This window comes from Streptomyces deserti, from assembly GCF_054782695.1.
The window spans coordinates 97,913-120,521 of sequence record NZ_BAAGRZ010000002.1 but is presented as its reverse complement, the minus strand read 5'-3'; the positions used below and the strand labels follow the sequence as shown (position 1 = coordinate 120,521).

The following is a 22,609-nucleotide window of genomic DNA, read 5'->3' as shown; positions in this document are numbered from 1 at the left end:
AACAGCTGTGCTCGTAGCGGGTGTTCGGTCACCGGCGGGGCGGCGGCCCCGAGCTCTCCCGCAGCACCAGCTCCGGTACGGAGACGGGGTGCGGGGCGACCTGCGCGGACTCCTCCACCACCCCGTGCAGCAGGGCGAACGCGGCCCGCCCGAGGCCGGTGAAGTCCAGGCGTACGGTCGTCAGCGCCGGGGTCAGATAGGCGGAGTGCGGGGCGTCGTCGAACCCGGCCACGCTGACCTCGTCCGGTACCGCGCGGCCCGCCTCGTGCAGGGCGCGCAGCACCCCGAGCGCGAGGTCGTCGTTGCCGCACAGGATCGCGGTGACGGCCGGGTCACGCGCGAGTTTCCGGCCCGCCGCGTGACCACCCGCCGGACCCCAACTGCCCTGCACGGGACGGGGTTCCGGGGCGCCCGCCTCCTTCAGCGCCTGCCGCCAGCCGCTGGTGCGTGCGCTGGTGCGGCGGGTGCTGGACGGGATGGCGACGTAGTGCACGGTCTCGTGGCCGAGGGAGAGCAGATGGCGGGTCGCCTCGTAGGCGGCCTCGCGGTCGTCGGTCCACACCCAGGGACGGTCGCCGCCGGGTGGGCTCGCGGGGGTCTCGACCACGCCGACCACCGGCAGCCCGGCGGGCACGGCGCCGAGCGCCCGGACACCGGCCGGATCGTACGCGATCACGATCAGCCCGCCGCCCGCGTCCGCCGCCTGCTGCACCTGGGCGGCGACGGAGGCCTCCTCGGCCGACTCCAGGACGCCGATCCCGACCGCGTAGGACGCGGCGCGGGCGGCCTCCTCGATGCCCTGGAGGATCGAGGCGTAGCCGTAGTGGGTGGTGTTGGCGGTGAGCACGGTCACGGCCCGGCTGCGGCCGCTGGCCAGGGCCAGCGCGGTGGCGTTGCGGCGGAAGCCCAGTTCGTCGATGGCGGCGAGGACCCGCTCCCGGGTGGACGGCTTGACGCTGGGATGGCCGTTGATCACCCGCGAGACGGTCTGGTACGAGACTCCGGCGGCGGTCGCGACGTCCCTGATGCTCGCCGGACGCCTTGTGTGACCGGTCACATTCATGCCAGGATTGTGACCGGTCACACAACGGCCGTCAAGAGACCGTAACGATGGATTCACGCGACTGACGCGGGCTGCCTCCGGCGGTACGGCAGGGCGGGGTCGGGAGGGAGACACCTTGACCGGTTCGGCGGATGGGTCGCAGGAGGGGGCCGACGGCCCACGCGAGAAGTTCCGTTGGGGGCACTCGGCGCTGCGGTCCGAGTTCGCGGTCGCCGCTGACGGGACACTGCGGCTCGTCGGTCTCGGCCGTCCGGGCGCGCGCCGCACCCCCGCCCCGGCCGCAGCCCTGCCCCTCGTCGAACTCACCGCCGTCGGCCACGGCAGCGGCTGGTCCGGCCCGCGCTTCACCGGCACGGCGTTCGGTTCGCGCCTGAGATACCGGGGGCACCGCAGCGGCAGACGCGGCGACTGGGAGTGGCTGACCGTCGAACTCCACGACCCGGACACCGGGTTGACAGCGTGCGCCGAGCTGTCCTCGCCCACCGGACTGCCGGTGCTCCGCTCCCGTGTCCTCCTCCGCAACGAAGGCAGGCAGCCCCTGGTCGTCCAGTCCGTCAGCAGCCTGCTGCTCGGCGGCCTGCCCTCCGCGGGCGTCCTCGACGTCCACCGGGCCCGCAACGACTGGCTCGCGGAATGCCGTTGGTACGCCGAGCCGCTGCGCGCCACCGTCGCCGACATCAACGTCGCCGCCCACCAGCACGACAGCCGGGCCGCCCTCGTCCTGACCGGCCGGGGCAGCTGGCCCACCGACGGTCACCTCGCGATGGGGGCGCTGACGGAACGCGGCGGCGACCGGGCCTGGGTGTGGCAGGTGGAGTCCCCGGCCGGCTGGCGCTGGGACCTGGGCGAACACGCGCACGGCACGTACCTGGCGGTGAACGGCCCCACGGACGCCGAGCACCAGTGGCGGGTCCGGCTCGCGCCGGGCGAGGAGTTCACCACCGTGCCGGCGGCGCTGGCCCTGGGGCCGGGGCTCGACGAGGCGCTGGGCGCCCTGACCTCGTACCGCCGGGCCGTGCGCCGCCCGCACCCCGACCATGAGCAGCTCCCCGTCGTCTTCAACGACTACATGAACACGCTGATGGGCGACCCGACGACGGCGAAGCTGCTGCCGCTGATCGACGCGGCCGCCGACGCGGGAGCGGAGTACTTCTGCATCGACTCCGGCTGGTACGACGACGGCACCGCGGGCTGGTGGGACAGCGTGGGGGAGTGGCAGCCCTCGCCGCGCCGCTTCCCCGACGGCGGGATCCGGGCGGTCCTGGAGCGGATCCGGGAGCGCGGCATGGTGCCCGGGCTGTGGCTGGAGCCGGAGGTCGTCGGGGTGCGCAGCCCGGTCGCCACGGCGCTCCCGCCGGAGGCATTCTTCCAGCGCGACGGCGTACGCCTCGCCGAACAGGGCCGCCACCAGCTCGACCTGCGGCACCCGGCCGCCCGTGCGCACCTCGACAAGACGGTGGACCGCATCGTCGGCGACTGGGGCGTGGGCTACCTCAAGCTGGACTACAACATCGTCGTCGACCCGGGCACCTGCGCGCCCGGGGACCTCGCACCCGGAGCCGGACTCCTCGGCCACGCCCAGGCCTACCTGGACTGGCTGTCCGGCGTCCTCGACCGGCACCCCGGGCTGGTGATCGAGAACTGCGCCTCGGGCGGGATGCGGATGGACGGCGCCACCCTCGCCGTCACCCAGCTCCAGTCCACCAGCGACCAGCAGGACCCGCTGCGCTACCCGGCGATCGCCGCCGCCGCGCCCAGCGCGGTCCCACCCGAGCAGGGCGCGGTCTGGGCCTACCCCCAGCCCGAGTACGACGACGACCTGATCACCTTCACCCTGGGCGGGGCGCTGCTCGGCCGGATCCACCTGTCGGGCCACCTGAACCGCATGACCGGGCACCAGCTCGCCCTGGTCCGGGACGCGGTGGGGACGTACAAGGCGATCCGTGCGGATCTCGCGCGGGCCGTGCCGTTCTGGCCGCTCGGCCTGCCCGGGTGGACGGACGAGTGGCTGGCTCTGGGCATGCGGGTGCCCGGTGAGGGGACGTCGTATCTGTCGGTGTGGCGCCGGGGCGGGGGACCGGAACTCCGGGTGCCCATACGGCACTTGGCGGGCAAGCCGGTCCGGGTCGATGTCCTGCACCCGTCCGGTGCGGCCGCCGGGGCGGTCGGCTGGGACGGGGGCGGGCTGGTGGTGTCGCTGCCGCGCACGCCCGCGGTGCTGCTGTTGCGGCTCACCGTGGACGCGTAGGGGCGTTCTTTCGAGTCCGGGCGCGGGGCGCACCCGGACTGTGAGGATGAACGCATGAGCGAACAAACGAGAGACGACCTTCTCGCGGCAGCCGTCCGGCTGCGGGAACAAGGGCATCCCGAGGCGGCCCGGACACGGCTGCTGGCCCTCGCCGCCGAGTATCCCGACGACGCCCAGGTGGCCTACCAGACTGCCTGGGTCCATGACGTGCTGGGCCTGGAGGCCGAAGCCGTCCCCTTCTACGAGCGCGGCCTCAGCGGGGCCGGGCTGTCACCGGAGGACCGGCGGGGCGCGTTCCTCGGCCTCGGAAGCACCTACCGGGTACTCGGCCAGTACGCGAAGGCCGTCACCACCCTCCGCCGCGGCCTGGCGGAATTCCCCGAGGACGGTGCCCTGCAGACCTTCCTCGCCATGGCCTTGTTCAACACCCGGCACCACCACGAGGCCATGCGGATCCTGCTGAGGCTGCTCGCCAGGACCAGCGAGGACCCCCACGTGCGCCAGTACCGGCGCGCCATCGAGCACTACGCCGAGGACCTCGACGAGACCCTCTGAAACCCCGGATGGAACACCGAGCAGACCACCCAGGCCGACGGCTTCCCCTACACGCTGGCCCGGACGCTGGACGCCCCGCGGCGACGGTGTGGCGGGCGTGGACCACAGGACGACCACCACACCCGGATCGTGCTCCGCCAGACCTGCGACCCCGCCGAGGAACGCGACATGGCCGAGCAGGGCAGCACCATGCTCCTCGACAGCCTGAGCGCCTTTCTGGCCGAAGGGGCGGGGGGACTCAAACCCTCGTTGCCGAAGTACGGGCATGCGGACTGACATGGTGATTTACAGTGACTGGCACCAGTGCCGACGACTTCAAGGACACCGTGAGGTAATCGCGAACCATGCCGACCGAAACGTTTGAGTTTCAGGTAGAGGCCCGTCAGCTGCTGCAGCTGATGATCCACTCGGTCTACTCGAACAAGGACGTGTTCCTGCGCGAACTCGTCTCCAACTCCTCCGACGCGCTGGACAAGCTGCGTCTGGAGAAGCTGCGGGACGACTCGCTTCAGGCCGACGTGTCCGACCTGCACATCGAGATCGAGATCGACAAGGACGCCCGCACCCTCACCGTGCGCGACAACGGCATCGGGATGTCGTACGAGGAGGTCGGGCAGCTCATCGGCACGATCGCCAACTCGGGCACGGCCAAGTTCCTCCAGGAGCTGAAGGAGGCCAAGGACGCGGCCGGCGCCGAGGGGCTGATCGGCCAGTTCGGTGTCGGTTTCTACTCCGCCTTCATGGTGGCGGATGAGGTGACCCTGGTGACCCGGCGCGCGGGCGAGAGCCAGGGCACCCGCTGGTCGTCCCGCGGCGAGGGCACGTACACGCTGGAGACCGTCGACGACGCCCCGCAGGGCACCGCGGTCACCCTGCACCTCAAGCCCGCCGACCCCGAGAACCAGCTCCACGACTACACCGTCACCTGGAAGATCAAGGAGATCGTCAAGCGGTACTCGGACTTCATCACCTGGCCGATCCGGCTCGTCCCGGAGAAGACCGAGAAGACCGAGACGACGGAGAAGACGGGTGACGGCGACGAGGCGCCCGAGCCCGAGACGCTGAACTCGCAGAAGGCCCTGTGGGCGCGCTCGCGCGACGAGGTCTCCGACGAGGAGTACCACGAGCTGTACAAGCACATCAGCCACGACTGGCGCGAGCCGCTGGAGACCATCCGGCTCCAGGCCGAGGGCACCTTCGAGTACCAGGCCCTGCTGTTCGTCCCCTCGCACGCCCCGCACGACCTGTTCACGCAGGGTTACCAGCGCGGTGTGCAGCTGTACGTCAAGCGCGTCTTCATCATGGACGACTGCGAGGCGCTGCTGCCGCCGTACCTGCGCTTTGTGAAGGGCGTGGTCGACGCGGCGGACCTCTCGCTGAACGTGTCCCGGGAGATCCTGCAGCAGGACCGGCACATCAGGATGATGCAGCGCCGCCTGACGAAGAAGGTCCTGTCCACGGTCAAGGACATGATGGCCAAGGACCAGGAGCGGTACGCCACGTTCTGGCGGGAGTTCGGGGCGGTCCTGAAGGAGGGGCTGGTCACCGACGCCGAGAACCGCGACGCCATCCTCGCCGTCGCGTCCTTCGCCACCACGCACGGTGACGACGAGCCGACCACGCTCAAGAGTTACGTGGAGCGGATGAAGGACGGCCAGGAGGACATCTACTACCTGACCGGCGACTCCCGGCAGAGCATCGAGAACTCCCCGCACATGGAGGCCTTCCGGGCCAAGGGCATCGAGGTGCTGCTGCTCACCGACCCCGTCGACGAGGTGTGGGTCGACGCCGTCGGCGAGTTCGAGGGCAAGCGGCTGCGGTCCGTCGCCAAGGGCGAGATCGACCTCGACGCCAAGGGGGAGGAGAAGAACGAGGGCGAACGGGAGAAGCAGGCCGAGGAGTACGGCGGGCTGCTCGGCTGGATGAAGGAGCGACTGGACGAGGACATCAAGGAGGTGCGCCTCTCCTCGCGCCTGACCACGTCCCCGGCCTGCCTCGTCTCCGACGCGCACGACCTCACCCCGGCCCTGGAGAACATGTACCGGGCGATGGGCCAGGAGGTGCCGCGCACCAAGCGGATCCTCGAACTCAACCCCGACCACCTGCTGGTCAAGGGCCTGAACCAGGCCTACAAGGAGCGCGAGGACAAGGCCGAGCTCGCCGAGACCGCCGAACTGCTGCACGCCCTGGCCGTGCTCGCCGAGGGCGGCCAGCCGAAGGACCCCGCCCGGTTCGTCAAGGTCGTGGCGGAACGTCTGGAGCGGACCCTGTAAGCGAGCCCAGCCTGTAAACGAGCGCAAGGCTGTAAGCGAGCGCAGGGCTGTAAGCGTTTCCACGCCGGTCGTGCGGTGCCCGCACCGCACGGCCGGAGTTGTGCTGCCGCCCAAGTCCCTTGTTTGTCAGAACTGTTGACCCCGCTGTGAAAGCGCTTTAACTTCCCGTCACCGGACACGCAGAGGTGAGGGGGATCCGTGGCAACTGCCTTACGGGAACGCGCAGGTAGCAAGGGGGTGAGCCCGGATCACCGGAGTCCGGACGGGGCGCGGAGCAAGCGAAAAGGCTTTCACAGCCGGACGCTGTTCCTGCTCATGCTGCCCGGCGTCGCCTACTTTCTGCTGTTCCACTACGGCGCCCTCGTGGGCAACGTCATCGCGTTCAAGGAGTACGTGCCGTTCGACGGCCTGTGGGGCAGCCCCTGGGTGGGGCTCGGCAACTTCCAGCGGATGTTCGAGGACGGCGCCTTCTGGGACGCGGTCCTCAACACCGTCTGGATCGCGATCCTGCAACTCGTCTTCTACTTCCCGGTGCCGCTCGGGCTCGCGCTGCTGCTGCACACCCTCACGTGGAGCTCGGTGCGCCGCTTCGTGCAGTCGGTGGCGTATCTGCCGCACTTCATCTCGTGGGTGATCGTCGTCGCCCTCTTCCAGCAGGTGCTCGGCGACACGGGGCTGCTCAACAGCACGCTGAGCGGGGCGGGCCTGCACACGGTGGACGTCATCGGCAACCCGGACGCCTTCAAGCCGCTCGTCGTCGCCCAGGTCATCTGGAAGGACGCCGGCTGGGGCACGATCATCTTCCTCGCCGCCCTCGCCCAGGTCGATGAGCAGCAGTACGAGGCAGCGGCCATCGACGGCGCGGGCCCCTGGCGGCGGTTCTGGCACGTCACGCTGCCCGCGATCCGACCGGTGATCGTGCTGCTGCTCATCATGCGGCTCGGCGACATCCTCTCCGTCGGCTTCGAGCAGATGCTGCTCCAGCGCGACGCGGTCGGCCCGGAGGCCGCCGAGATCATCGACACCTTCGTCTACTACCAGGGCATCGTCGGCGGCGACTACGGCTACGCCGCGGCGGCGGGCCTGTTCAAGGGCCTGATCGGCGCCCTCCTCGTCTACGCGGCCAACAAGGTCGCCCACCGCCTCGGCGAACAGGGGGTCTACAAGTGAGCAGCTCTGCGAGGCCGGGATGGATGGAGAAGCCCAGGCCGCTCACCCAGGCCGCCAAGGCGCTCGCCCTGGCCACGGTCGTGCTGCTGGTGTGCGTGCCGTTCCTGGTGATCGTGTCGACCTCGCTCGCCTCCACCGACGAGGTCGTCGACAATGGCGGCTGGGTGCTGTGGCCCAGCGAGCCCACCCTGCAGGCCTACCGCGACATCTTCGACGGCGGCATCGTCACTCACGCCCTCGGTGTCAGCGCGGGCGTCACCCTCGTCGGCACCCTGCTCAGCCTCGCCTGCACGGTGACCCTCGCCTACGCGCTGTCCCGCCCGGGCGTCTTCGGCGGCAAACCGGTGCTGTTGCTGGTGCTGTTCACGTTCCTCTTCCCGCCCGGCATGATCCCGAGCTTCCTGCTCGTCAAGGAGCTCGGCCTGCTGGACAGCTACGCCTCGCTGGTCCTGCCCGTCCTGGTCAACGTGTTCAACCTCGTCGTCCTGCGCGGCTTCTTCCAGTCGATCCCCGAGGAGCTGTACGAGGCCGCGCGCCTGGACGGGGCGGGGGACTGGCGGGTGCTGGTCTCGGTGGTGCTGCCGCTGTCCAAGGCCGCCCTCGCGGTCGTCGGCCTGTTCTACGCGGTGGCCTACTGGAACTCCTGGTTCTACGCCTCGCTCTACCTGGAGAGCGACCACTGGCCGCTCCAGCAGGTCCTGCGCACCTATGTGGTGGCCGGTGCGGGACTCACCGACGCGACCACCGGAGAGGGCACGATCACCGCCCCGCAGACCGTGCAGATGGCGGTGCTCGTGATCGCCACCGTGCCGATCCTGCTCGTCTACCCGTTCCTGCAGAAGTACTTCACCAAGGGCGTGCTCACCGGCGCCATCAAGAGCTGACGCGCTCATTCACGAGCCGACGCATCACCAGCCGACGCATCAAGAGCCGACGCATCAAGAGCCGAAGCTTCATCAAGAGCCGCGCGCAGAAAGGCACCTGCCCATGTCCAGCATGTCCCGACGCACCCTCCTGCGCTCCATAGCGGCGGGCGGCGCCGCAGTCTCGGCCCCCGGTCTGCTGACCGCCTGCTCCTCCGGTTCGGACGACGGCGACGTCTCCAACGCCGGGAAGAAACTCGCGCCCTGGCCCGCGTACCGGCCCGCCACCGGCCCCGAGCCGGACCTCGCGCCCACCGACGCCGGCGTCCAGGCCGGGTACACCCGCTACCCGTCGGACCTGGTGAAGTCGGTCTCCCGCACCCCGGGTGACGGGTCCACGATCAAGGTCATGTCCGTCTCGTTCGGCACACCCCCCAAGCCCGCGTCCGCCAACCGGTTCTGGGCGGCCGTCGAGAAGGCCCTCGGCGTGAAGATCGAGTACACGATCATCTCCCAGGCCGACTACCAGAAGAAGATGGCGACCGTCATGGCCGGTGACGAGGGCGCCCTGCCGGACATCATCAACCTCTTCGCCGGCTTCACCCTGCCCCGCGAGGCGCAGTTCGTGCAGCGGCGCGCCGAGGACCTGACCCCGTTCCTGTCCGGGGACGCCATCGCCGACTACCCCAACCTCGCCAACATCCCCACCCACGCCTGGCGCGACATGGGCCGCATCGGCGGCCGCATCTACGGCATCCCGCTGGAGCGCCCGCTGCCCGGCTCCACCCTCTGGATCAACCAGGACATGTTCGCCGACGCGGGCATGAAGGAGGGGTGGACCGACGGGGACTTCGCCGCCGTCGCCCGGCGGGGCACGCGCGGACGGACGTACATGCTGGGAGCCGCCATGGGCTCCCTGTTCGGCAACGCCTTCCACTCCGCCGCCCACCGGGCACCCCAGCGGTGGTCCGTCACCGAGGACGGCACCTTCGTGCCGGCCTGGGCCGACGAACGCTACAAGGCGTCCATCGCCTTCCAGGCGCAGCTGCGCAAGAACGGCTCGTACCACCCCGACGCGACATCCATCTCGCAGATCGACCTGACGACGCTCTACTACAACGGCACCGTCGGCTCCATGCAGGACGGCTTCGGCGCCTACCTGCCCAAGTACCGGGAGTCGCAGGGCAAGATGACCCCGGCACCCGCCCTGCCGTACGGCGTCGGCGGTGAGCCCGGCGGGATCGTCGCCGCCCGCCGCTCCTTCGGCTACACCGTCCTGAAGAAGGCGAACAAGGACCGCATCGAACTGCTGCTGCGCATCCTCGACTACCTCGCCGCGCCCTTCGGCAGCCAGGAGTGGGAGCTCGTGCACTACGGCGTCGAGGGCGTCCACTTCACCCGCGGCAAGGACGGCTCGCCGACCCCCACCAAGCTCGGCGAGGTCGAGAACAACACCAACCTGCCGCTGAAGTACCTCGCGGAAGGCCCCCAGGTGCTGTTCGTCCCGGGCATGCCCGAGGCCGTCCGCGCTCTGCACGCCTGGCAGCGGAAGGTCGTCCCGCACGCGATCCGCGACGCCTCCTTCGGGCTGCAGTCCGCGACGAACAACTCCCAGGGCGCCACGCTCAAGGCCCTGATCGACGACACCGTCACCGGGATCGTCGCCGGGCGCGTCCCGCTGTCGGAGTGGGACGCCACGGTGAAGAAGTGGCGGACGCGGGGCGGCGACAGAATGGCCGAGGAGTACGCCGAGGACTACGCGGCCAACACCTGAACGGCGGCCGGGGAAGAGGAGACGCGGGGGATGGGGAACGACGGCATGGGGTCGAAGCGGCGGGTCACGATCCGCGAGGTCGCCGAGCGGGCGGGCGTGTCCATGGCCACCGCCTCGCGCGCACTGAGCGGCAACCACCCGGTGCCCGCCGCGACCCGGGCACGTGTCCTGCGCGCGGCCCGCGACCTCGACTACGTCGCCAACGCGCACGCCCGCGCCCTGGTCGGCGGCGGCCGCAAGATGGCCGCCGTCGTGGTCCGCCAGGTCACCAGCCCCTTCTACGCGCAGGTCGCCGAGGGCGTGGAGGCGGAGGCCGCCGACCGCGGCTGGCTGTGTGTGGTCGGCGCCACGGGCGGGGATCCGCAGCGCGAGATGGAGTTCGTGCAGCTGATGCGGGAGGAGGGGGCGCGGCTGGTCATCCTGGTCGGCGGGGTCGTCGAGGACGACGCCTACCGGGAGCGCGTCGCCCACTACGCGCAGGCCCTGGACGCCTCCGGCGCCCGGCTGGTGCTGTGCGGGCGGCCCGCGCCCGACCCCGACATCCCCGCGCTCGTCGTCGAGTTCGACAACGAGGCCGGGGCCCGCGCCATCACCGCCCACCTGCTGTCGGCGGGCCACCGCGGGATCGTGTTCCTCGGCGGGCTGCCCGGCAACACCGCACTCGACGCCCGCGTCGCCGGCTACCGGGCCGCGCTCGCCGAACACGGGCTGCCGCCCGAGGCCGCGCACGTCATCGACTGCGGCCTCGGCCGCGCCGCCGGCCACCGGGCGATGGCCGAACTCCTCCAGGGCACCAGGGAGTTCACCGCCGTCTTCGCCGGGGACGACATGGTCGCCGCGGGTGCCCTGCGCGCCATCGCGGAGGCGGGCCTGACCGTCCCCGGTGACATCTCCGTCGTCGGCTACAACGACATCCCGCTCGCCGAGGACTTCAACCCGCCGCTCACCACCGTCCGCACCCCCGCCGAAGAGCTCGGCCGCGCCGCCGTACGCATCGCGCTGCGCGACCCCGAGCACGCCGCCGGGGCCCACCACCTGCTCGGTACCCACATCGTCGTACGCGACAGCGTCGGCGCGCCCCCGCCCGGGCGTGCCCTGTGACAGACGGAGGAACCGCACCCGCATGAGCGCGCCGCACGTGTCGCTCCCCGGTCCGACGCACCTGCTTCCGCCCCCCGACCCCACCAGATCGCCGATCACCGGCTGGACCCGCGCCCACTGGGAGGCGATCGCCGACCGGCTCCTCGACGGGCTGCTGCCGTACGCCTCCCCGGGCCTGGCCCAGTACCGGCTGCCCGGCCCGCCCAGCCACTCCGGGCCCTGGTCGGACGGCCTGGAGGGCTTCGCCCGCTCCTTCCTGCTGGCCGCCTTCCGCATCGCGGGCTCGGGCGGGCGGGCCCCCGGCCTGATCGAGCGGTACGCGGCCGGACTCGCCGCCGGCACCGACCCGCGCAGTCCGGACCACTGGCCGCCCATCACAGACCGGGCCCAGCCCATGGTCGAGGCCGCGTCGATCGCGATCGCCCTGCACGAGACCCGCCCGTGGCTCTGGGACCGGCTCGACGACGGCGTACGGCAGCGGGTCGCCGACTGGCTGGGCGGATTCGTCGGGGCCCGCGTCAACGATTCCAACTGGCGGCTGTTCCAGGTCATCACCGAGGAGTTCCTCGCCTCCGCCGGCGCTCCGCACAGCCGCTCCGAGATCGACGCGGGCCTGGCCCGCCTGGAGGACTGGTACCGGGGCGGCGGCTGGTACACCGACGGCGACGGCCGCAAGTTCGACTACTACAACGCCTGGGCCCTGCACCTGTATCCGGTGCTGTGGGCCCGCATCGCCGGGCCGCGCGCCGACCCGCGTCTGGTCGACCGTCACCGGGCACGGCTGCGCGCGTTCCTCCACGCCCACCAGCACTTCTTCGGCGCTGACGGCGCCCCCGTCCACCAGGGCCGCTCCCTGACCTACCGCTTCGCCACCACCGCCCCGCTGTGGGCGGGCGCCCTCGCCGACGTCACCCCGCTGCCGCCCGGCCGCACCCGCCGCCTCGCCTCGGGCGCCCTGAAGCACTTCGCCGAGCGGGGGGTGCCCGACGAGCGCGGACTGCTCACGCTCGGCTGGTACGGCCCCTTCCACCCCGTCACCCAGCGGTACTCGGGCCCGGCGTCCCCGTACTGGGCGAGCAAGGCGTTCCTCGGTCTGCTGCTGCCCGCCGACCACCCCGTGTGGACCGCGCCCGAGGAGCCCAGCCCGGTGGAGGAGGCCGACGTGTGCCTGGCGTTACCCGCTCCCGGCTGGCTGCTGCACTCCACCGCGGCCGACGGGATCGTACGGCTCGTCAACCACGGCAGCGACCGGCTGCCGCCCCCGCCCTCCCCCAAGCTCTCGGCTGCGCTCGAGCAGGGAGGTACCCCCACCGCCCAGGACAGCCCGTACTACGCCAAGTTCGCCTACGCGAGCGCCGCCGCCCCCGAGACCGCGGCGGCCGACGCCCCGCCGGCCGGCCCCGACAACCACATCGCGCTGCTCACCGCCGACGGCACACCGTCCCGGCGCGGCCGTATCCACCTGCTCGGCGTCGAGGGGCGCCGCGCCGCCTCCTGGCACCGGGCGCTGCTGCCGGGCGACAGCGGGGGGCACCGTATCGAGACGGTCAGCGTGGTGCACGGCCCCTGGGAGGTCCGCGTCCACCACGTCGACGCACCGCACGGCACCCCCGTGCGCGAAGGGGGCTGGGCCGTCGCCGACGACACCGCGCCGCCCGCCGCCGCGACCGGGCCCGACTGGGCGATGGCCCGGCGCGCGGACGGACTGACCAGCGCGATCGCGGGGCTGCACGGGTGGCGGGACGCCGGGACGGCGGTGGCCCACGCGACCGGAACCAACGCCTACGGCCGCCACTCGGCGACCCCACACCTCACCCTGCCCGCCCACCCGGGCGGCACCCACCTCCTGGTGACCCTCGTCGTGCTCAGCGCCGACCCGGCAGTGAGCGGCGACCCGCACGCGCTGTGTTCGGATACGCGCGTACGGGTCGCCGCGGACGGGGAGGTGGAGATCCGCTTCCCGGACGGCACCCGGGAGCGGGTACCGCGGTGACGGGGGCAGGACCTGTGCCGAAAGTCCCGCCTGCCCCGCGACGCGGCACAGGCCCTACGCCTCGGCGCGGCCCCGCGTCACCATCTTCTTCAGCAGCGGCCACGCCAGCAGCACCACGATCACCGCGTACACGGTCACCGCGAACGGCGTGTTGACCAGGCCCGTGACGCTGCCGTCGCTGATCTGCAGGGCGCGCCGCAGCTGCTGCTCGGCGTTCGGGCCGAGGATGACGCCGATCACGGCGGGCAGGATCGGCAGGCCGTAGCGGCGCATGCCGAACCCGATGAGGCCGATGATCAGCAACGTCACCAGGTCGATGACCTCACCGCCGACCGCGTACGCGCCGACCGCTGCGAAGAACATGATCCCCGCGTACAGGTACGGCCGCGGAATGCGCAGCAGCTTCGCCCACAGCGGTGCCAGGGGCAGGTTGAGGGCGAGGAGCAGCACCATGCCGACGAACAGGGAGGCGATCAGGCCCCACACCAGGTCGGGTTCCCGTTCGAAGAGCAGCGGGCCGGGCTGGATGCCGTACTGCTGGAAGGCGGCCAGCATCACCGCCGCGACGGCCGTGGTCGGCAGGCCGAGGGTCAGCATCGACACCAGGGTGCCCGCCGCCGAGGCCGACGCCGCGGACTCCGGTCCGGCGACGCCCTCGATGGCGCCCTTGCCCCACTCGTCCTTGTGCTTCGACAGGCGCTTCTCCGTGACGTAGGAGAGGAAGGTGGGGATCTCCGCGCCGCCCGCCGGGACCGCGCCGAACGGGAAGCCGATGAACGGGCCGCGCGCCCACGACTTCCAGGTCCGCTTCACGTCGTCGCGGCCCAGCCACGGGCGGCCCACCGGGATCGGCTCGGGCGGCCTGCGCCGCAGGTGCGCGGCGACCCACAGGGCCTCGCCGATCGCGAAGAGACCGACCGCGACGATCACCACGTCGATCCCGTCGGCGAGCTGGAGGGAACCGAAGGTCAGGCGCTGCTGGCCGGTCATCTGGTCCAGGCCGACCAGGCCGAGCGTGAGGCCGATGAGCAGGGACGCCAGGCCCCGGACACGGGAGGAGCCCAGTACCGAGGTCACCGCGATGAACGCCAGCACCATGATGGCGAAGTAGTCCGGCGCGCCGATGTCCACCGCCAGTTCGGCGACCGTCGGGGCGAGCGCCACCAGCAGGATCGTGCCGATCAGGCCGCCCGCGAAGTGACCGATGGCGGCGGCTGCGAGGGCCTGCGAGCCCCGGCCGGACTTGGCCATGGGGTTGCCCTCCATGGCCGCGACGACGGCGGCGCTCTCGCCGGGTGTGTTGAGGAGGATCGAGGTGGTGGAGCCGCCGAACATCGCGCCGTAGTAGATGCCCGCGAACATGATGAACGCGCCGATCGGGTTGAGCCCGTACGTCACCGGCAGCAGCAGGGCGACCGCCATGGCGGGGCCGATGCCGGGCAGCACGCCGATCGCGGTGCCGAGCAGGACGCCGATCGCGGCCCAGAGCAGGTTGATCGGGGTGAGGGCCGTACCGAAGCCGTCCAGAAGGGAGTTGAGGGCGTCCATGTCACAGCACTCCCATCAGCGGACCGCCGGGCAGCGGCACTCCGAGCAGGTTGTTGAAGACGGTGTAGGTGACGAGGGAGAGGACCGCCGCGATGAGCGGGTCGCGGTCGGTTCTGCGGCTGCCGAGCGCGAAGGCGGCGCCCCAGAACAGCAGCGTTCCGGCGATGGGGAAGCCGAGCGGTTCGATGAGGACCGCCGCGCCGAGGAACACCCCGGTGAGCAGCAGCACCGTGCGCCAGTCCGCGGGCTCGGACAGGTCGATGTCCTCGCCGGTCTCGGCCTGGCCGCGGCCGCCGCGCAGCACGTCGACGGCGAGCAGCGCGGCGATCAGCAGCAGCCCGATGCCGACCACGACGGGCACGGTCTTCGGGCCGACCGGGCCGCGCTGGGCGATGTCGACGTCCATGGTGAGCGCGTCGGTCAGCACGAGCACGCCCAGTGCCAGCAGCAGGGCGCACACACCGAGTTCGGAGTGGTCGCGCAGCCAGGAGCGGCGCTCGGCCGTCTCGGCCGGAGGAATGTCCATCTGCGTCGTCACAGTCCCAGCTCCTTCAGCACCGACACCACACGCTTGTCCTGGGCGTCCAGGAACGCGCGGAACTTCTCGCCCGTAAGGAAGGCGTCGTCCCAGCCGTTCTGCTTCAGGGACTGCTGCCACTCGGGCGAGTCGTGCAGCTCCTCGATCAGCCGGACGAGCTTGTCCCGTTCGGCGTCGGTCAGGCCGGGCGGGGCGACGATGCCGCGCCAGTTGGTGAAGTTCACGTCGTAGCCGGACTCCTTGAGCGTGGGCGCGTCCTTCAGCTCGTCGACCCGCTCCGGGCCGGTGACCGCCAGCACTCGCAGCTCACCGGCCTTGATCTGGTCCAGGTACTCGCCGACGCCGGACACGCCGAAGGCGACCTTGTTGCCGAGGATCGAGGCGAGCAGCTCGCCGCCGCCGTCGAAGGGGATGTAGTTGACCTTCTTCGGGGCGATCCCGGCGGCCTGCGCCATCAGCATCGGCGCGAGGTGGTCGGGCCCGCCGGGCGACGACCCGCCGCCCACCGGCAGCTTGCCCGGGTTCTTCTTCCAAGCGCCGATCAGCTCGTCGATGGTCTTGTACGGGGAGTCCTTGGCGACCACGACGACGTCCTGCTCCTCGGTGAGCCGGGCGATCGGGGTGGTGTCGGCGAGGGTCTTCGGCGCGTCGTTGGAGCGGACGGCGCCGACGACACCGAGGCCCATGGACATGGCGAGCTTGCCGTTGCCGTGCTCGCTCACCAGGCGGCTCAGGCCCACGGTGCCGCCGGCGCCGGGCAGGTTGAACACCTCGATGTTGTGGGTGAGCCCGGCGTCCTCGGCGTTCTTCGCGGCCGTACGGGCCGTGATGTCGTAACCGCCTCCGGGCGTGTTGGGAACCATGAAGCGCAGGCCCGGGATCTGTGTGCCGGTCTCGGCGCCGCTGCCGGCGGTCAGCAGCGGCGGACCCACGAGCACGAGCACGGCGGCCCCGAGCAGGGCGAGGGGAGTGCGCAGGCGCACGAGTGCCACCACCTGTCGGTTGTGTCGATGGAGATTCGATGGAGAGGGGAGGCCCTGTGGGGGAGGGTGACGTGGGCCACATGCTGCCCTCGCGTCAGGGGTCTGTCTCTCTTGCGGAACCAACGGAGGTTTTGGTCTTTGTGGCCACAGGGCGGCGTCGGGCGGCGGCGCACCTCTCTTTCCCTCTGTGCAGGTGGGCGCCATGATGGGGCGACCCGTCACGAGACACGGGAGATTGAGTACGTCGTGGTCGCCACCTTCCGTCGCCAGACCCTCGCGGGCGAGATGCTGGTGCTCCAGCTCGCCATCGTCGTGATGGTGCTGCTGGCGGTCGCCGCGGTCTCGCTCGCCCAGTCGGAGGCGACCTTCAACCGTGTCGAGGGCCGCCGGGTGAGCGCGCTCGCCGAGCAGCTGGCCGCGAACCCGCTGGTGCGCAGCCAGCTGGGGCGGCCGGTGACGCAGGAGGCGCTGGCGCCGCTGGTGAACTCCACGCAGACCCAGTCCGGGGTCACCTCGGTGACGGTGGCCGACGCCGCCGGCCGGATCGTAAGCTCCACGAATCCCACGGTGGTCGGCGACCGGCTGCCCCTGGGCGAGGGCGCCACCGCGGGACGCGGCTGGTCGGGGCCGCTGACCCTGGACGGCAGCCGCGAACTGGTCGCCCAGGTGCCCGTCCTCGGGGCCGGCCAGGAGAATCTCGGCCGGCACCTCGGCACGGTGATGATCGGTGAGGCCGATCCCACGGTGTGGCAGCGCCTGAGCGGCGCGTCCTCCTACCTGCTCGCCTACCTGGGCATCGCCAGCGGGCTCGGCGTCGCCGGCTCCTGGCTGCTCGCCCGGCGCGTCAAACGGCAGACCCTCGGCCTGGAACCCCGCGAGATCGCCGGGCTCGCCGAGCACCGCGAAGCCATGCTGTACGGCATCGCCGAGGGCGTGATCGCCCTGGACCCGCAGCACCGGCTCACCCTCGTCAACGAGATGGGCCGGCGCCTGCTGGACCTGCCCGAGGACTGCGTGGGCCAGAGCCTGGAGGCCCTCGGCATCGAGGGACGGCTGCGGGAGGTCCTGTCGGGCGCCACCCAGGACCGGCGGGGCGAGGCCGTCTCCGGGGCGACGGGGGACCGGCGGGACGAGGTTGTCATCCGCCGCGGCCGGGTCCTGGTGATGAACCGGATGACCGTCACCAAGGACGGCCGCCCGCTCGGCTCGGTCACCACCCTGCGCGACCGCACCGAACTGGCCCGGCTGGAGCGGGAGATCGGCTCCTTCCGCAGCTCCTCCGAACTGCTGCGCGCCCAGGCCCACGAGTTCGCCAACCAGCTGCACACCATCTCCGGGCTCATCCAGATCGGCGAGCAGGACGAGGTGGTCCGCTACATCCGCGCACTCAACCAGCGCCGCCAGTCCCTCGACGTCACCCTCAGCCGCCGCGTCCGCGACACGGCCGTCGCGGCCCTGCTGATGGCGAAGGCGTCCCTGGCGGCCGAACGCAGGGTCAGCCTGCGGATCTCCGACCACACCGCGCTCGACCGGCTCGCCCCGGAGGACGCCGCCGATGTCGCGACCGTCGTCGGCAACCTGGTCGACAACGCCGTCGACGCCGCCGCGCACGACGGCGAACAGGACGCCTGGGTCGAGGTCGAGCTGCGGCAGGACGCCTCCAGCGTGGAGATCGTGGTCCGCGACTCCGGGCCCGGCGTGGCACCCGAACTCGCCCGCGAGGTGTTCTCGCACGGCTTCACCACCAAGGCCGCCCAGGAGGGCGAGCGCGGCATCGGTCTGGCGCTCACCCGTCTGGTCTGCGAACGTCACGGCGGTGAGATCTCGGTGACCAACACGCCCGACGGGGCGATGTTCACCGCACGCATGACCGTCAGCCACCTCACCGACGCGGTGACGGAAGGAGCGACACGATGAGGACCACGCCGGGCAGGTCCGACCCGATCGACGTGCTCGTGGTCGACGACGACTTCATGGTGGCCCGGGTGCACCGCACCTTCGTCGAGCGCGTCGAGCCGTTCCGGGTCGTCGGAGTCGCCAGCACCGGCGAGCAGGCCATCACCGCCGTCGACGAACTGCGCCCCGACCTCGTCCTGCTCGACCTCTACCTGCCCGACCTCTTCGGCCTCGACGTCATCCCCCGGCTGCGCACCGCCGGCCACGACTGCGACGTGATGGTGATCAGCGCCGCCCGGGAGGCCGAGACGGTACGCGGCGCCGTCCGGCACGGCGTCGTCGACTACCTGCTCAAGCCGTTCGAGTTCCAGGACCTGCGCACCCGCCTCGAGCGGTACGCCGCCCAGCGCGGCCGGCTGCGCGACACCGTCGTGCGCAGCCAGGCCGACGTCGACCGCGTCCTGGCCGGGGCGGCCGGCGCGGCAGCGGCCGTCCCCGTGCTGCCCAAGGGCATGAGCGTGGAGACCGCCGAGCTGATCGAACGCACCCTCCGCGAGGCCGACGGCACCCTGTCCGCCACCGAGTGCGCGAACCTGACCGGCGTCTCCCGCGTCAGCGCCCGCCGCTACCTGGAGTACTTCCACACCATCGGCAGCGCGGAGGTGTCCCTGCGGTACGGGGTGGCGGGGCGCCCGGAACGGCGTTACCGGTTCCGCGGTCCGGCCACGGGACTGCAGACCAGTGGCGAAGCCCGCGCCTGACCCGGGGGCGATGCCCCGGAAGGAGCACCCTCGGCCGGAGGAGCAGGGCCCCCGCGCGCTCAGGGCATCCGCGCCGGCAGCAGCGACAGCACCTCCTGCGGGGCGTGCATCCCGGCGATCCGGCGCGCGACCTCCCGCGCGCCGGCCGAGCAGGACGGCTCGTTCAGCCCCCGGGCGACCGCGGCCACGGCCCCGCCCGGGCCGACAGCGCCCCGCCCGCCGGGTCACAGAGGTGATGCCTTTGCCAAGATCATCGCACGGGGGGTTGTCCTGACAATCTCCCGCACCTAGGGTCGCCTGTCGAGTGCAAGCGCTTTCCAAGCGCATGTCCACCGGTTGTCCGAGGAGCGCCGCATGCCCGTGTCCCCAGCGTTCTCCGCCCGCCGACGCGTCGCCGTCGTCGGCACCGGAGCCATCGTCAGCGGCAGCCATCTGCCCGCGCTCAGAGCCCACGCCGACCGCGTGGAACTGGTTGCCGCCGTCGACGTGGACCAGGGCCGGCTGGACGCGTTCCGGGAGCTGGCGGGCGAGGAGGTCGCCGGGTACACCTCGATGGGCGACATGCTGGACGCCGTACGCCCCGACCTGGTCCTCATCGGCACGCCGCCGGCGCTGCACCGGGAGCAGACGGTGGCCGCGCTCAAGGCGGGCGCCTGGGTGCTGTGCGAGAAGCCGCTGTGCCTGTCGCTCGCCGAGTACGACGAGATCGCGGCCGCCGAGGAGGCGTCGGGGGCGTACGCCTCCGTGGTCTTCCAGCACCGCTACGGTTCCGGAGCCGAGCACGCCCGCGAGCTGATCGCGAGCGGTGAGCTGGGCGCCCCGCTGGTCGCGCACTGCCAGACGACCTGGCACCGGGACGCCGCGTACTACGCGGTGCCGTGGCGCGGACGCTGGGCCACCGAGGGCGGCGGGCCGACCATGGGGCACGGCATCCACCAGTACGACCTGCTGCTGCACCTGCTCGGCGAGTGGGAGGAGGTGCGGGCCATGGCGGCGCGGCTGGTGCACGACACGGAGAGCGAGGACGTGTCGACGGCGCTGGTGCGTTTCAGGAACGGGGCCCTCGCCACCGTCGTCAACAGCGTGCTCTCCCCGGACGAGGTGAGCCGCGTCCGGATCGACTGCGCCGACGCGACGGTGGAGTTGACCCACCTGTACGGCCACGGCAACGACAACTGGGTCTACACCCCGGCCCCGCACGTCGACTCCGACCGCGCCGACCTCTGGCGCACCCCCGCACAGGACGTGCCCAGCTCGCACACGGCCCAGCTCGGCACCCTCCTCGACGCCTACGACACCGGGACGAGACCGCCGGGCAGCGGCCCAGACGCCCGCGCCACGCTGGAGTTCGCCGCCGCCCTGTACAAAGCGGCGTTCAGCGGCAGCCCCGTGCACGCGGGCGAGATCGGCCCCGGCGACCCCTTCTATGAGGCCATGCACGGCGACCACCCCGACTGGGCCCCCAAGGAGCGCGCATGAGCATCCGAGTCAGCCACACCCATGGCGAGGACATCGCGGTCACGGCGGCGAACGGCACCGAGATCCTCCGCTACGTCTACCGCCCCGACCCCGAGGCGTTCGAGTCCCGCAAGCCCTATGCCCACCCGGTGCGCACCCTGGCCGGGCACACGGTGACCGGCTACCGCCCGAACGACCACCGCTGGCACAAGGGCCTGCAGATGACGGCCAGTCACCTGTCCGGGCAGAACTTCTGGGGCGGCAACTGCTACGTCCACGGCCAGGGTTACCTGAAACTGCCCGAGCGGGTCGGCTCCATGCGCCACGACGGGTTCTCCGCGTTCACCGTCGAGGACGACCGGCTGGCCTTCACCGAGGACCTGACGTGGGTCGAGAACGGGGGCGAGGAGTGGGCGCGGGAGGTACGGGACCTCGCCGTCCACTCGGTCGACGAGGCGGCCGGTGCCTGGGCCCTGGACTGGGCGATCCGCCTCACCAACATCCGTGACACGCCCCTGGCCTTCGGCTCCCCGACCACCGCGGGCCGCGAGATGGCCGGCTACACCGGGCTCCAGTGGCGCGGCCCGCGCGACTTCACCGGCGGCACGGTCTTCGCACCCGACACCGACACCGACGCCGACGCCGGGAAACTCATGGGCAGCCAGGGCCCGTGGCTGGCGCTCACCACCGAGCACGACGAGGTCGACGGGCACTCCACCCTCGTCTTCGCCCACGCGCCCGAGAACCTGGACGACAAGGCCGCGATCCACGAGTCCCACTGGTTCGTGCGCTCCGAACCGTTCCCGACGGTCGCCTTCTCGTGGGCCTTCTTCGAGGAGTTCGAGCTGCCGCCGGGCGAGTCGTTCGCCTACCGCTACCGGGTCGTCGTCGCCGACGGTGCCTGGGACCGGGAGCGCGTGAGCACGCACCTGGAGGGCCTGTCATGGTGAGCGACGCCAAGCCTTCGCTGCCCCATCCGCTGCCCGGCGCCGTCGGCCTGTCCCACCTGAGCGCCTACGACTGGGAGGCCGCCGACGGGGTGTGCGGCGGCAGTCCGCATCTGCACCTGGTGTGCACGGAGGCGTACGTCGTCACCGGCGGCCGGGGCGCCGTGCAGACGCTCAGCCCCGACGGCTACCGGGACATTCCGCTGGAGTCCGGCTCGGTCGCCTGGTTCACGCCGGGCACCGTGCACCGCATGGTGCAGGGCGGGGACCTGCGCATCACCGTGCTGATGCAGAACAGCGGCCTGCCCGAGGCGGGGGACGCCGTGTTCACCTTCCCGCCCGAGGTGCTCGCCGACCCGGAGAAGTACGCCGCCGCGGCGACCCTGCCGCCCGGCACCGGCCCGGAGACCGCGGCCGCCGCCCGGCGCCGCAGGGACCTCGCCGTCGAGGGCTACCTCGCCCTGCGCGAGGCCCTGGTCGCCGGCGACAGCGGCCCGTACCTGGAGTTCCAGCGCGCCGCCGCCCGGCTGGTGCGCGACAAGGTGCCGACCTGGCGCGAACTGTGGCGGGCGGGCGCACTGGCCACGGCCGAGCGCACCGGCGCCCAGCTCGACGCGCTGGCAGCGGGCGAGCCCTCGTACCTCAGCGAGGCGACCGCGCACGAGGCCGCGCCCACCCGGCTCGGCGGGTTCGGCATGTGCGGGCGCCGGGACGAGTACGCCCTGCCGGGCACCACGCTGCCGTACCAGGGGGAGTAGCCGCACACAACGAGGGGGGACCTCAACCGAACTCCGAGGAGAGGAGAGGTGACCTCGGCATGCCCGGACACAGGACGAAGGGGTTCTGCGCGTCGGCCGCCGCACTCGTGCTCTGCGCGGTGCTGGCCGGCTGCGGAGGATCCGGGGAGTCGGTCGCCGGCGGCAAGGTCGTGCTGCGCTACACGTGGTGGGGCAACCCCGACCGCGCGCAGCGCACCGAGCAGGCCGTCGACCTGTTCGAGAAACGCCACCCGAACGTCGATGTACAAACGTCGTTCTCGGCCTACGAGGCCTACAAACAGAAGCTCGCCACCCAGGCCGCGGGCGGTGACGCCCCCGACGTGATGCAGCTCGACTACCGCCAGATCGACCAGTACGCCTCCGGTGGCGTCCTGCTCGATCTCGCCGAGCAGAAGGCCGTCCTGCGCACCGGCGAGATCGACCCCGGCCTGCTCGCCACCGGGCGGCTCGACGGCACGCAGTACGCGATCCCGCAGGGGCGCGGCACCGAGACCGTCGTCTACGACGTGAAGGCCTGGAAGGACTCCGGCATCCCGCTTCCCGGCGAGAGCTGGACCTGGAGCGAGTGGGCCGACGCCATGCGCGCGCTCGCGAAGAAGACCGGCAGGCCCGGGGCCACCGACCCCGTTCCACAAGCCGGTTCGCTGGGGCCGGATCGC

The 22,609-nt window shown here is 71.9% G+C and carries 19 protein-coding genes and 1 pseudogene; 15 read left to right on the top strand and 5 right to left on the bottom strand.

The window, feature by feature from the left end:
- Positions 1-28: 28 nt before the first annotated feature.
- The gene (locus tag ACYVMZ_RS06825) at positions 29-1,063 is read right to left on the bottom strand and encodes a LacI family DNA-binding transcriptional regulator (protein WP_461076591.1); all 1,035 of its coding nucleotides are present in this window, start codon (positions 1,061-1,063) and stop codon (positions 29-31) included.
- Positions 1,064-1,178: 115 nt separating this feature from the next.
- Between ACYVMZ_RS06825 and ACYVMZ_RS06820 the strand changes: the two genes are divergently transcribed.
- The 9 genes from ACYVMZ_RS06820 (at position 1,179) to ACYVMZ_RS06780 (ending at position 13,040) form a co-directional block, all read left to right on the top strand.
- Positions 1,179-3,311 (top strand): glycoside hydrolase family 36 protein, encoded by a 2,133-nt coding sequence (locus tag ACYVMZ_RS06820; protein ID WP_461076588.1) that lies wholly within the window; start codon positions 1,179-1,181, stop codon positions 3,309-3,311.
- Positions 3,312-3,365: 54 nt separating this feature from the next.
- Positions 3,366-3,866 (top strand): tetratricopeptide repeat protein, encoded by a 501-nt coding sequence (locus tag ACYVMZ_RS06815; RefSeq protein ID WP_461076586.1) that lies wholly within the window; start codon positions 3,366-3,368, stop codon positions 3,864-3,866.
- Positions 3,867-3,995: 129 nt separating this feature from the next.
- Positions 3,996-4,142: a hypothetical protein gene (locus ACYVMZ_RS06810; protein ID WP_461076584.1), complete on the top strand. Its 147-nt coding sequence runs from the start codon at positions 3,996-3,998 to the stop codon at positions 4,140-4,142.
- A 68-nt stretch (positions 4,143-4,210) separates the two neighbouring features.
- The gene (htpG, locus tag ACYVMZ_RS06805) at positions 4,211-6,139 is read left to right on the top strand and encodes a molecular chaperone HtpG (protein ID WP_461076582.1); all 1,929 of its coding nucleotides are present in this window, start codon (positions 4,211-4,213) and stop codon (positions 6,137-6,139) included.
- A 315-nt stretch (positions 6,140-6,454) separates the two neighbouring features.
- Positions 6,455-7,309: an ABC transporter permease gene (locus ACYVMZ_RS06800; RefSeq protein ID WP_461076580.1), complete on the top strand. Its 855-nt coding sequence runs from the start codon at positions 6,455-6,457 to the stop codon at positions 7,307-7,309.
- Positions 7,306-8,193, top strand: a complete 888-nt coding sequence (locus ACYVMZ_RS06795) for a carbohydrate ABC transporter permease (RefSeq protein ID WP_461076577.1) — start codon at positions 7,306-7,308, stop codon at positions 8,191-8,193. Before ACYVMZ_RS06800 ends, ACYVMZ_RS06795 begins: the two co-directional genes overlap by 4 nt.
- Before the next feature lie 103 nt (positions 8,194-8,296).
- The gene (locus tag ACYVMZ_RS06790) at positions 8,297-9,946 is read left to right on the top strand and encodes an extracellular solute-binding protein (RefSeq protein ID WP_461076575.1); all 1,650 of its coding nucleotides are present in this window, start codon (positions 8,297-8,299) and stop codon (positions 9,944-9,946) included.
- Between the two features lie 45 nt (positions 9,947-9,991).
- Positions 9,992-11,047, top strand: a complete 1,056-nt coding sequence (locus ACYVMZ_RS06785; protein ID WP_461077099.1) for a LacI family DNA-binding transcriptional regulator — start codon at positions 9,992-9,994, stop codon at positions 11,045-11,047.
- A gap of 22 nt (positions 11,048-11,069) precedes the next feature.
- Positions 11,070-13,040 (top strand): DUF2264 domain-containing protein, encoded by a 1,971-nt coding sequence (locus ACYVMZ_RS06780; protein WP_461076573.1) that lies wholly within the window; start codon positions 11,070-11,072, stop codon positions 13,038-13,040.
- 54 nt (positions 13,041-13,094) lie between these two features.
- Here ACYVMZ_RS06780 and ACYVMZ_RS06775 read toward each other — a convergent pair whose 3' ends face one another.
- Genes ACYVMZ_RS06775 through ACYVMZ_RS06765 form a run of 3 tightly spaced genes read right to left on the bottom strand, consistent with a single transcriptional unit; the run spans position 13,095 to position 16,109 of the window.
- Complete coding sequence (locus ACYVMZ_RS06775) at positions 13,095-14,588, bottom strand: tripartite tricarboxylate transporter permease (RefSeq protein WP_461076571.1); 1,494 nt, start codon at positions 14,586-14,588, stop codon at positions 13,095-13,097.
- A gap of 1 nt (position 14,589) precedes the next feature.
- Positions 14,590-15,114: a tripartite tricarboxylate transporter TctB family protein gene (locus ACYVMZ_RS06770; RefSeq protein ID WP_461077097.1), complete on the bottom strand. Its 525-nt coding sequence runs from the start codon at positions 15,112-15,114 to the stop codon at positions 14,590-14,592.
- Between the two features lie 8 nt (positions 15,115-15,122).
- Positions 15,123-16,109, bottom strand: a complete 987-nt coding sequence (locus tag ACYVMZ_RS06765) for a Bug family tripartite tricarboxylate transporter substrate binding protein (protein ID WP_461077095.1) — start codon at positions 16,107-16,109, stop codon at positions 15,123-15,125.
- A 246-nt stretch (positions 16,110-16,355) separates the two neighbouring features.
- Here ACYVMZ_RS06765 and ACYVMZ_RS06760 point away from each other — a divergent pair, with 246 nt between their 5' ends.
- Together ACYVMZ_RS06760 and ACYVMZ_RS06755 are read left to right on the top strand one after the other, a co-directional pair.
- A complete protein-coding gene (locus tag ACYVMZ_RS06760; protein ID WP_461076569.1) occupies positions 16,356-18,026 on the top strand; it encodes a sensor histidine kinase in 1,671 nt (556 codons plus the stop codon).
- Positions 18,023-18,766, top strand: a complete 744-nt coding sequence (locus ACYVMZ_RS06755; RefSeq protein ID WP_461076567.1) for a response regulator — start codon at positions 18,023-18,025, stop codon at positions 18,764-18,766. Before ACYVMZ_RS06760 ends, ACYVMZ_RS06755 begins: the two co-directional genes overlap by 4 nt.
- 59 nt (positions 18,767-18,825) lie before the next feature.
- Here ACYVMZ_RS06755 and ACYVMZ_RS06750 read toward each other — a convergent pair whose 3' ends face one another.
- On the bottom strand, positions 18,826-18,954 hold the full coding sequence (locus ACYVMZ_RS06750; RefSeq protein ID WP_461076565.1) for a hypothetical protein: 129 nt from the start codon (positions 18,952-18,954) through the stop codon (positions 18,826-18,828).
- 166 nt (positions 18,955-19,120) lie between these two features.
- Here ACYVMZ_RS06750 and ACYVMZ_RS06745 point away from each other — a divergent pair, with 166 nt between their 5' ends.
- The 4 genes and pseudogenes from ACYVMZ_RS06745 to ACYVMZ_RS06730 form a co-directional block, all read left to right on the top strand.
- The gene (locus ACYVMZ_RS06745; RefSeq protein ID WP_461076563.1) at positions 19,121-20,245 is read left to right on the top strand and encodes a Gfo/Idh/MocA family protein; all 1,125 of its coding nucleotides are present in this window, start codon (positions 19,121-19,123) and stop codon (positions 20,243-20,245) included.
- Positions 20,242-21,174: a DUF6807 domain-containing protein gene (locus tag ACYVMZ_RS06740; protein WP_461076561.1), complete on the top strand. Its 933-nt coding sequence runs from the start codon at positions 20,242-20,244 to the stop codon at positions 21,172-21,174. Before ACYVMZ_RS06745 ends, ACYVMZ_RS06740 begins: the two co-directional genes overlap by 4 nt.
- Positions 21,168-21,929: a cupin domain-containing protein gene (locus ACYVMZ_RS06735; protein WP_461076559.1), complete on the top strand. Its 762-nt coding sequence runs from the start codon at positions 21,168-21,170 to the stop codon at positions 21,927-21,929. Before ACYVMZ_RS06740 ends, ACYVMZ_RS06735 begins: the two co-directional genes overlap by 7 nt.
- Positions 21,930-21,988: 59 nt before the next feature.
- Positions 21,989-22,576, top strand: a pseudogene (locus ACYVMZ_RS06730) (ABC transporter substrate-binding protein); the annotation flags it as partial.
- Between the last annotated feature and the right edge of the window lie 33 nt (positions 22,577-22,609).

Bases quoted from the DNA above. Each gene is read 5' to 3' on its own strand.
- ACYVMZ_RS06825 (WP_461076591.1), bottom strand. From the start codon at position 1,063: ATGAATGTGACCGGTCACACAAGGCGTCCGGCGAGCATCAGGGACGTC.
- ACYVMZ_RS06815 (WP_461076586.1), top strand. From the start codon at position 3,366: ATGAGCGAACAAACGAGAGACGACCTTCTCGCGGCAGCCGTCCGGCTG.
- htpG (WP_461076582.1), top strand. From the start codon at position 4,211: ATGCCGACCGAAACGTTTGAGTTTCAGGTAGAGGCCCGTCAGCTGCTG.
- ACYVMZ_RS06800 (WP_461076580.1), top strand. From the start codon at position 6,455: ATGCTGCCCGGCGTCGCCTACTTTCTGCTGTTCCACTACGGCGCCCTC.
- ACYVMZ_RS06790 (WP_461076575.1), top strand. From the start codon at position 8,297: ATGTCCAGCATGTCCCGACGCACCCTCCTGCGCTCCATAGCGGCGGGC.
- ACYVMZ_RS06785 (WP_461077099.1), top strand. From the start codon at position 9,992: ATGGGGTCGAAGCGGCGGGTCACGATCCGCGAGGTCGCCGAGCGGGCG.
- ACYVMZ_RS06780 (WP_461076573.1), top strand. From the start codon at position 11,070: ATGAGCGCGCCGCACGTGTCGCTCCCCGGTCCGACGCACCTGCTTCCG.
- ACYVMZ_RS06775 (WP_461076571.1), bottom strand. From the start codon at position 14,588: ATGGACGCCCTCAACTCCCTTCTGGACGGCTTCGGTACGGCCCTCACC.
- ACYVMZ_RS06770 (WP_461077097.1), bottom strand. From the start codon at position 15,114: ATGGACATTCCTCCGGCCGAGACGGCCGAGCGCCGCTCCTGGCTGCGC.
- ACYVMZ_RS06755 (WP_461076567.1), top strand. From the start codon at position 18,023: ATGAGGACCACGCCGGGCAGGTCCGACCCGATCGACGTGCTCGTGGTC.
- ACYVMZ_RS06745 (WP_461076563.1), top strand. From the start codon at position 19,121: ATGCCCGTGTCCCCAGCGTTCTCCGCCCGCCGACGCGTCGCCGTCGTC.
- ACYVMZ_RS06740 (WP_461076561.1), top strand. From the start codon at position 20,242: ATGAGCATCCGAGTCAGCCACACCCATGGCGAGGACATCGCGGTCACG.
- ACYVMZ_RS06735 (WP_461076559.1), top strand. From the start codon at position 21,168: ATGGTGAGCGACGCCAAGCCTTCGCTGCCCCATCCGCTGCCCGGCGCC.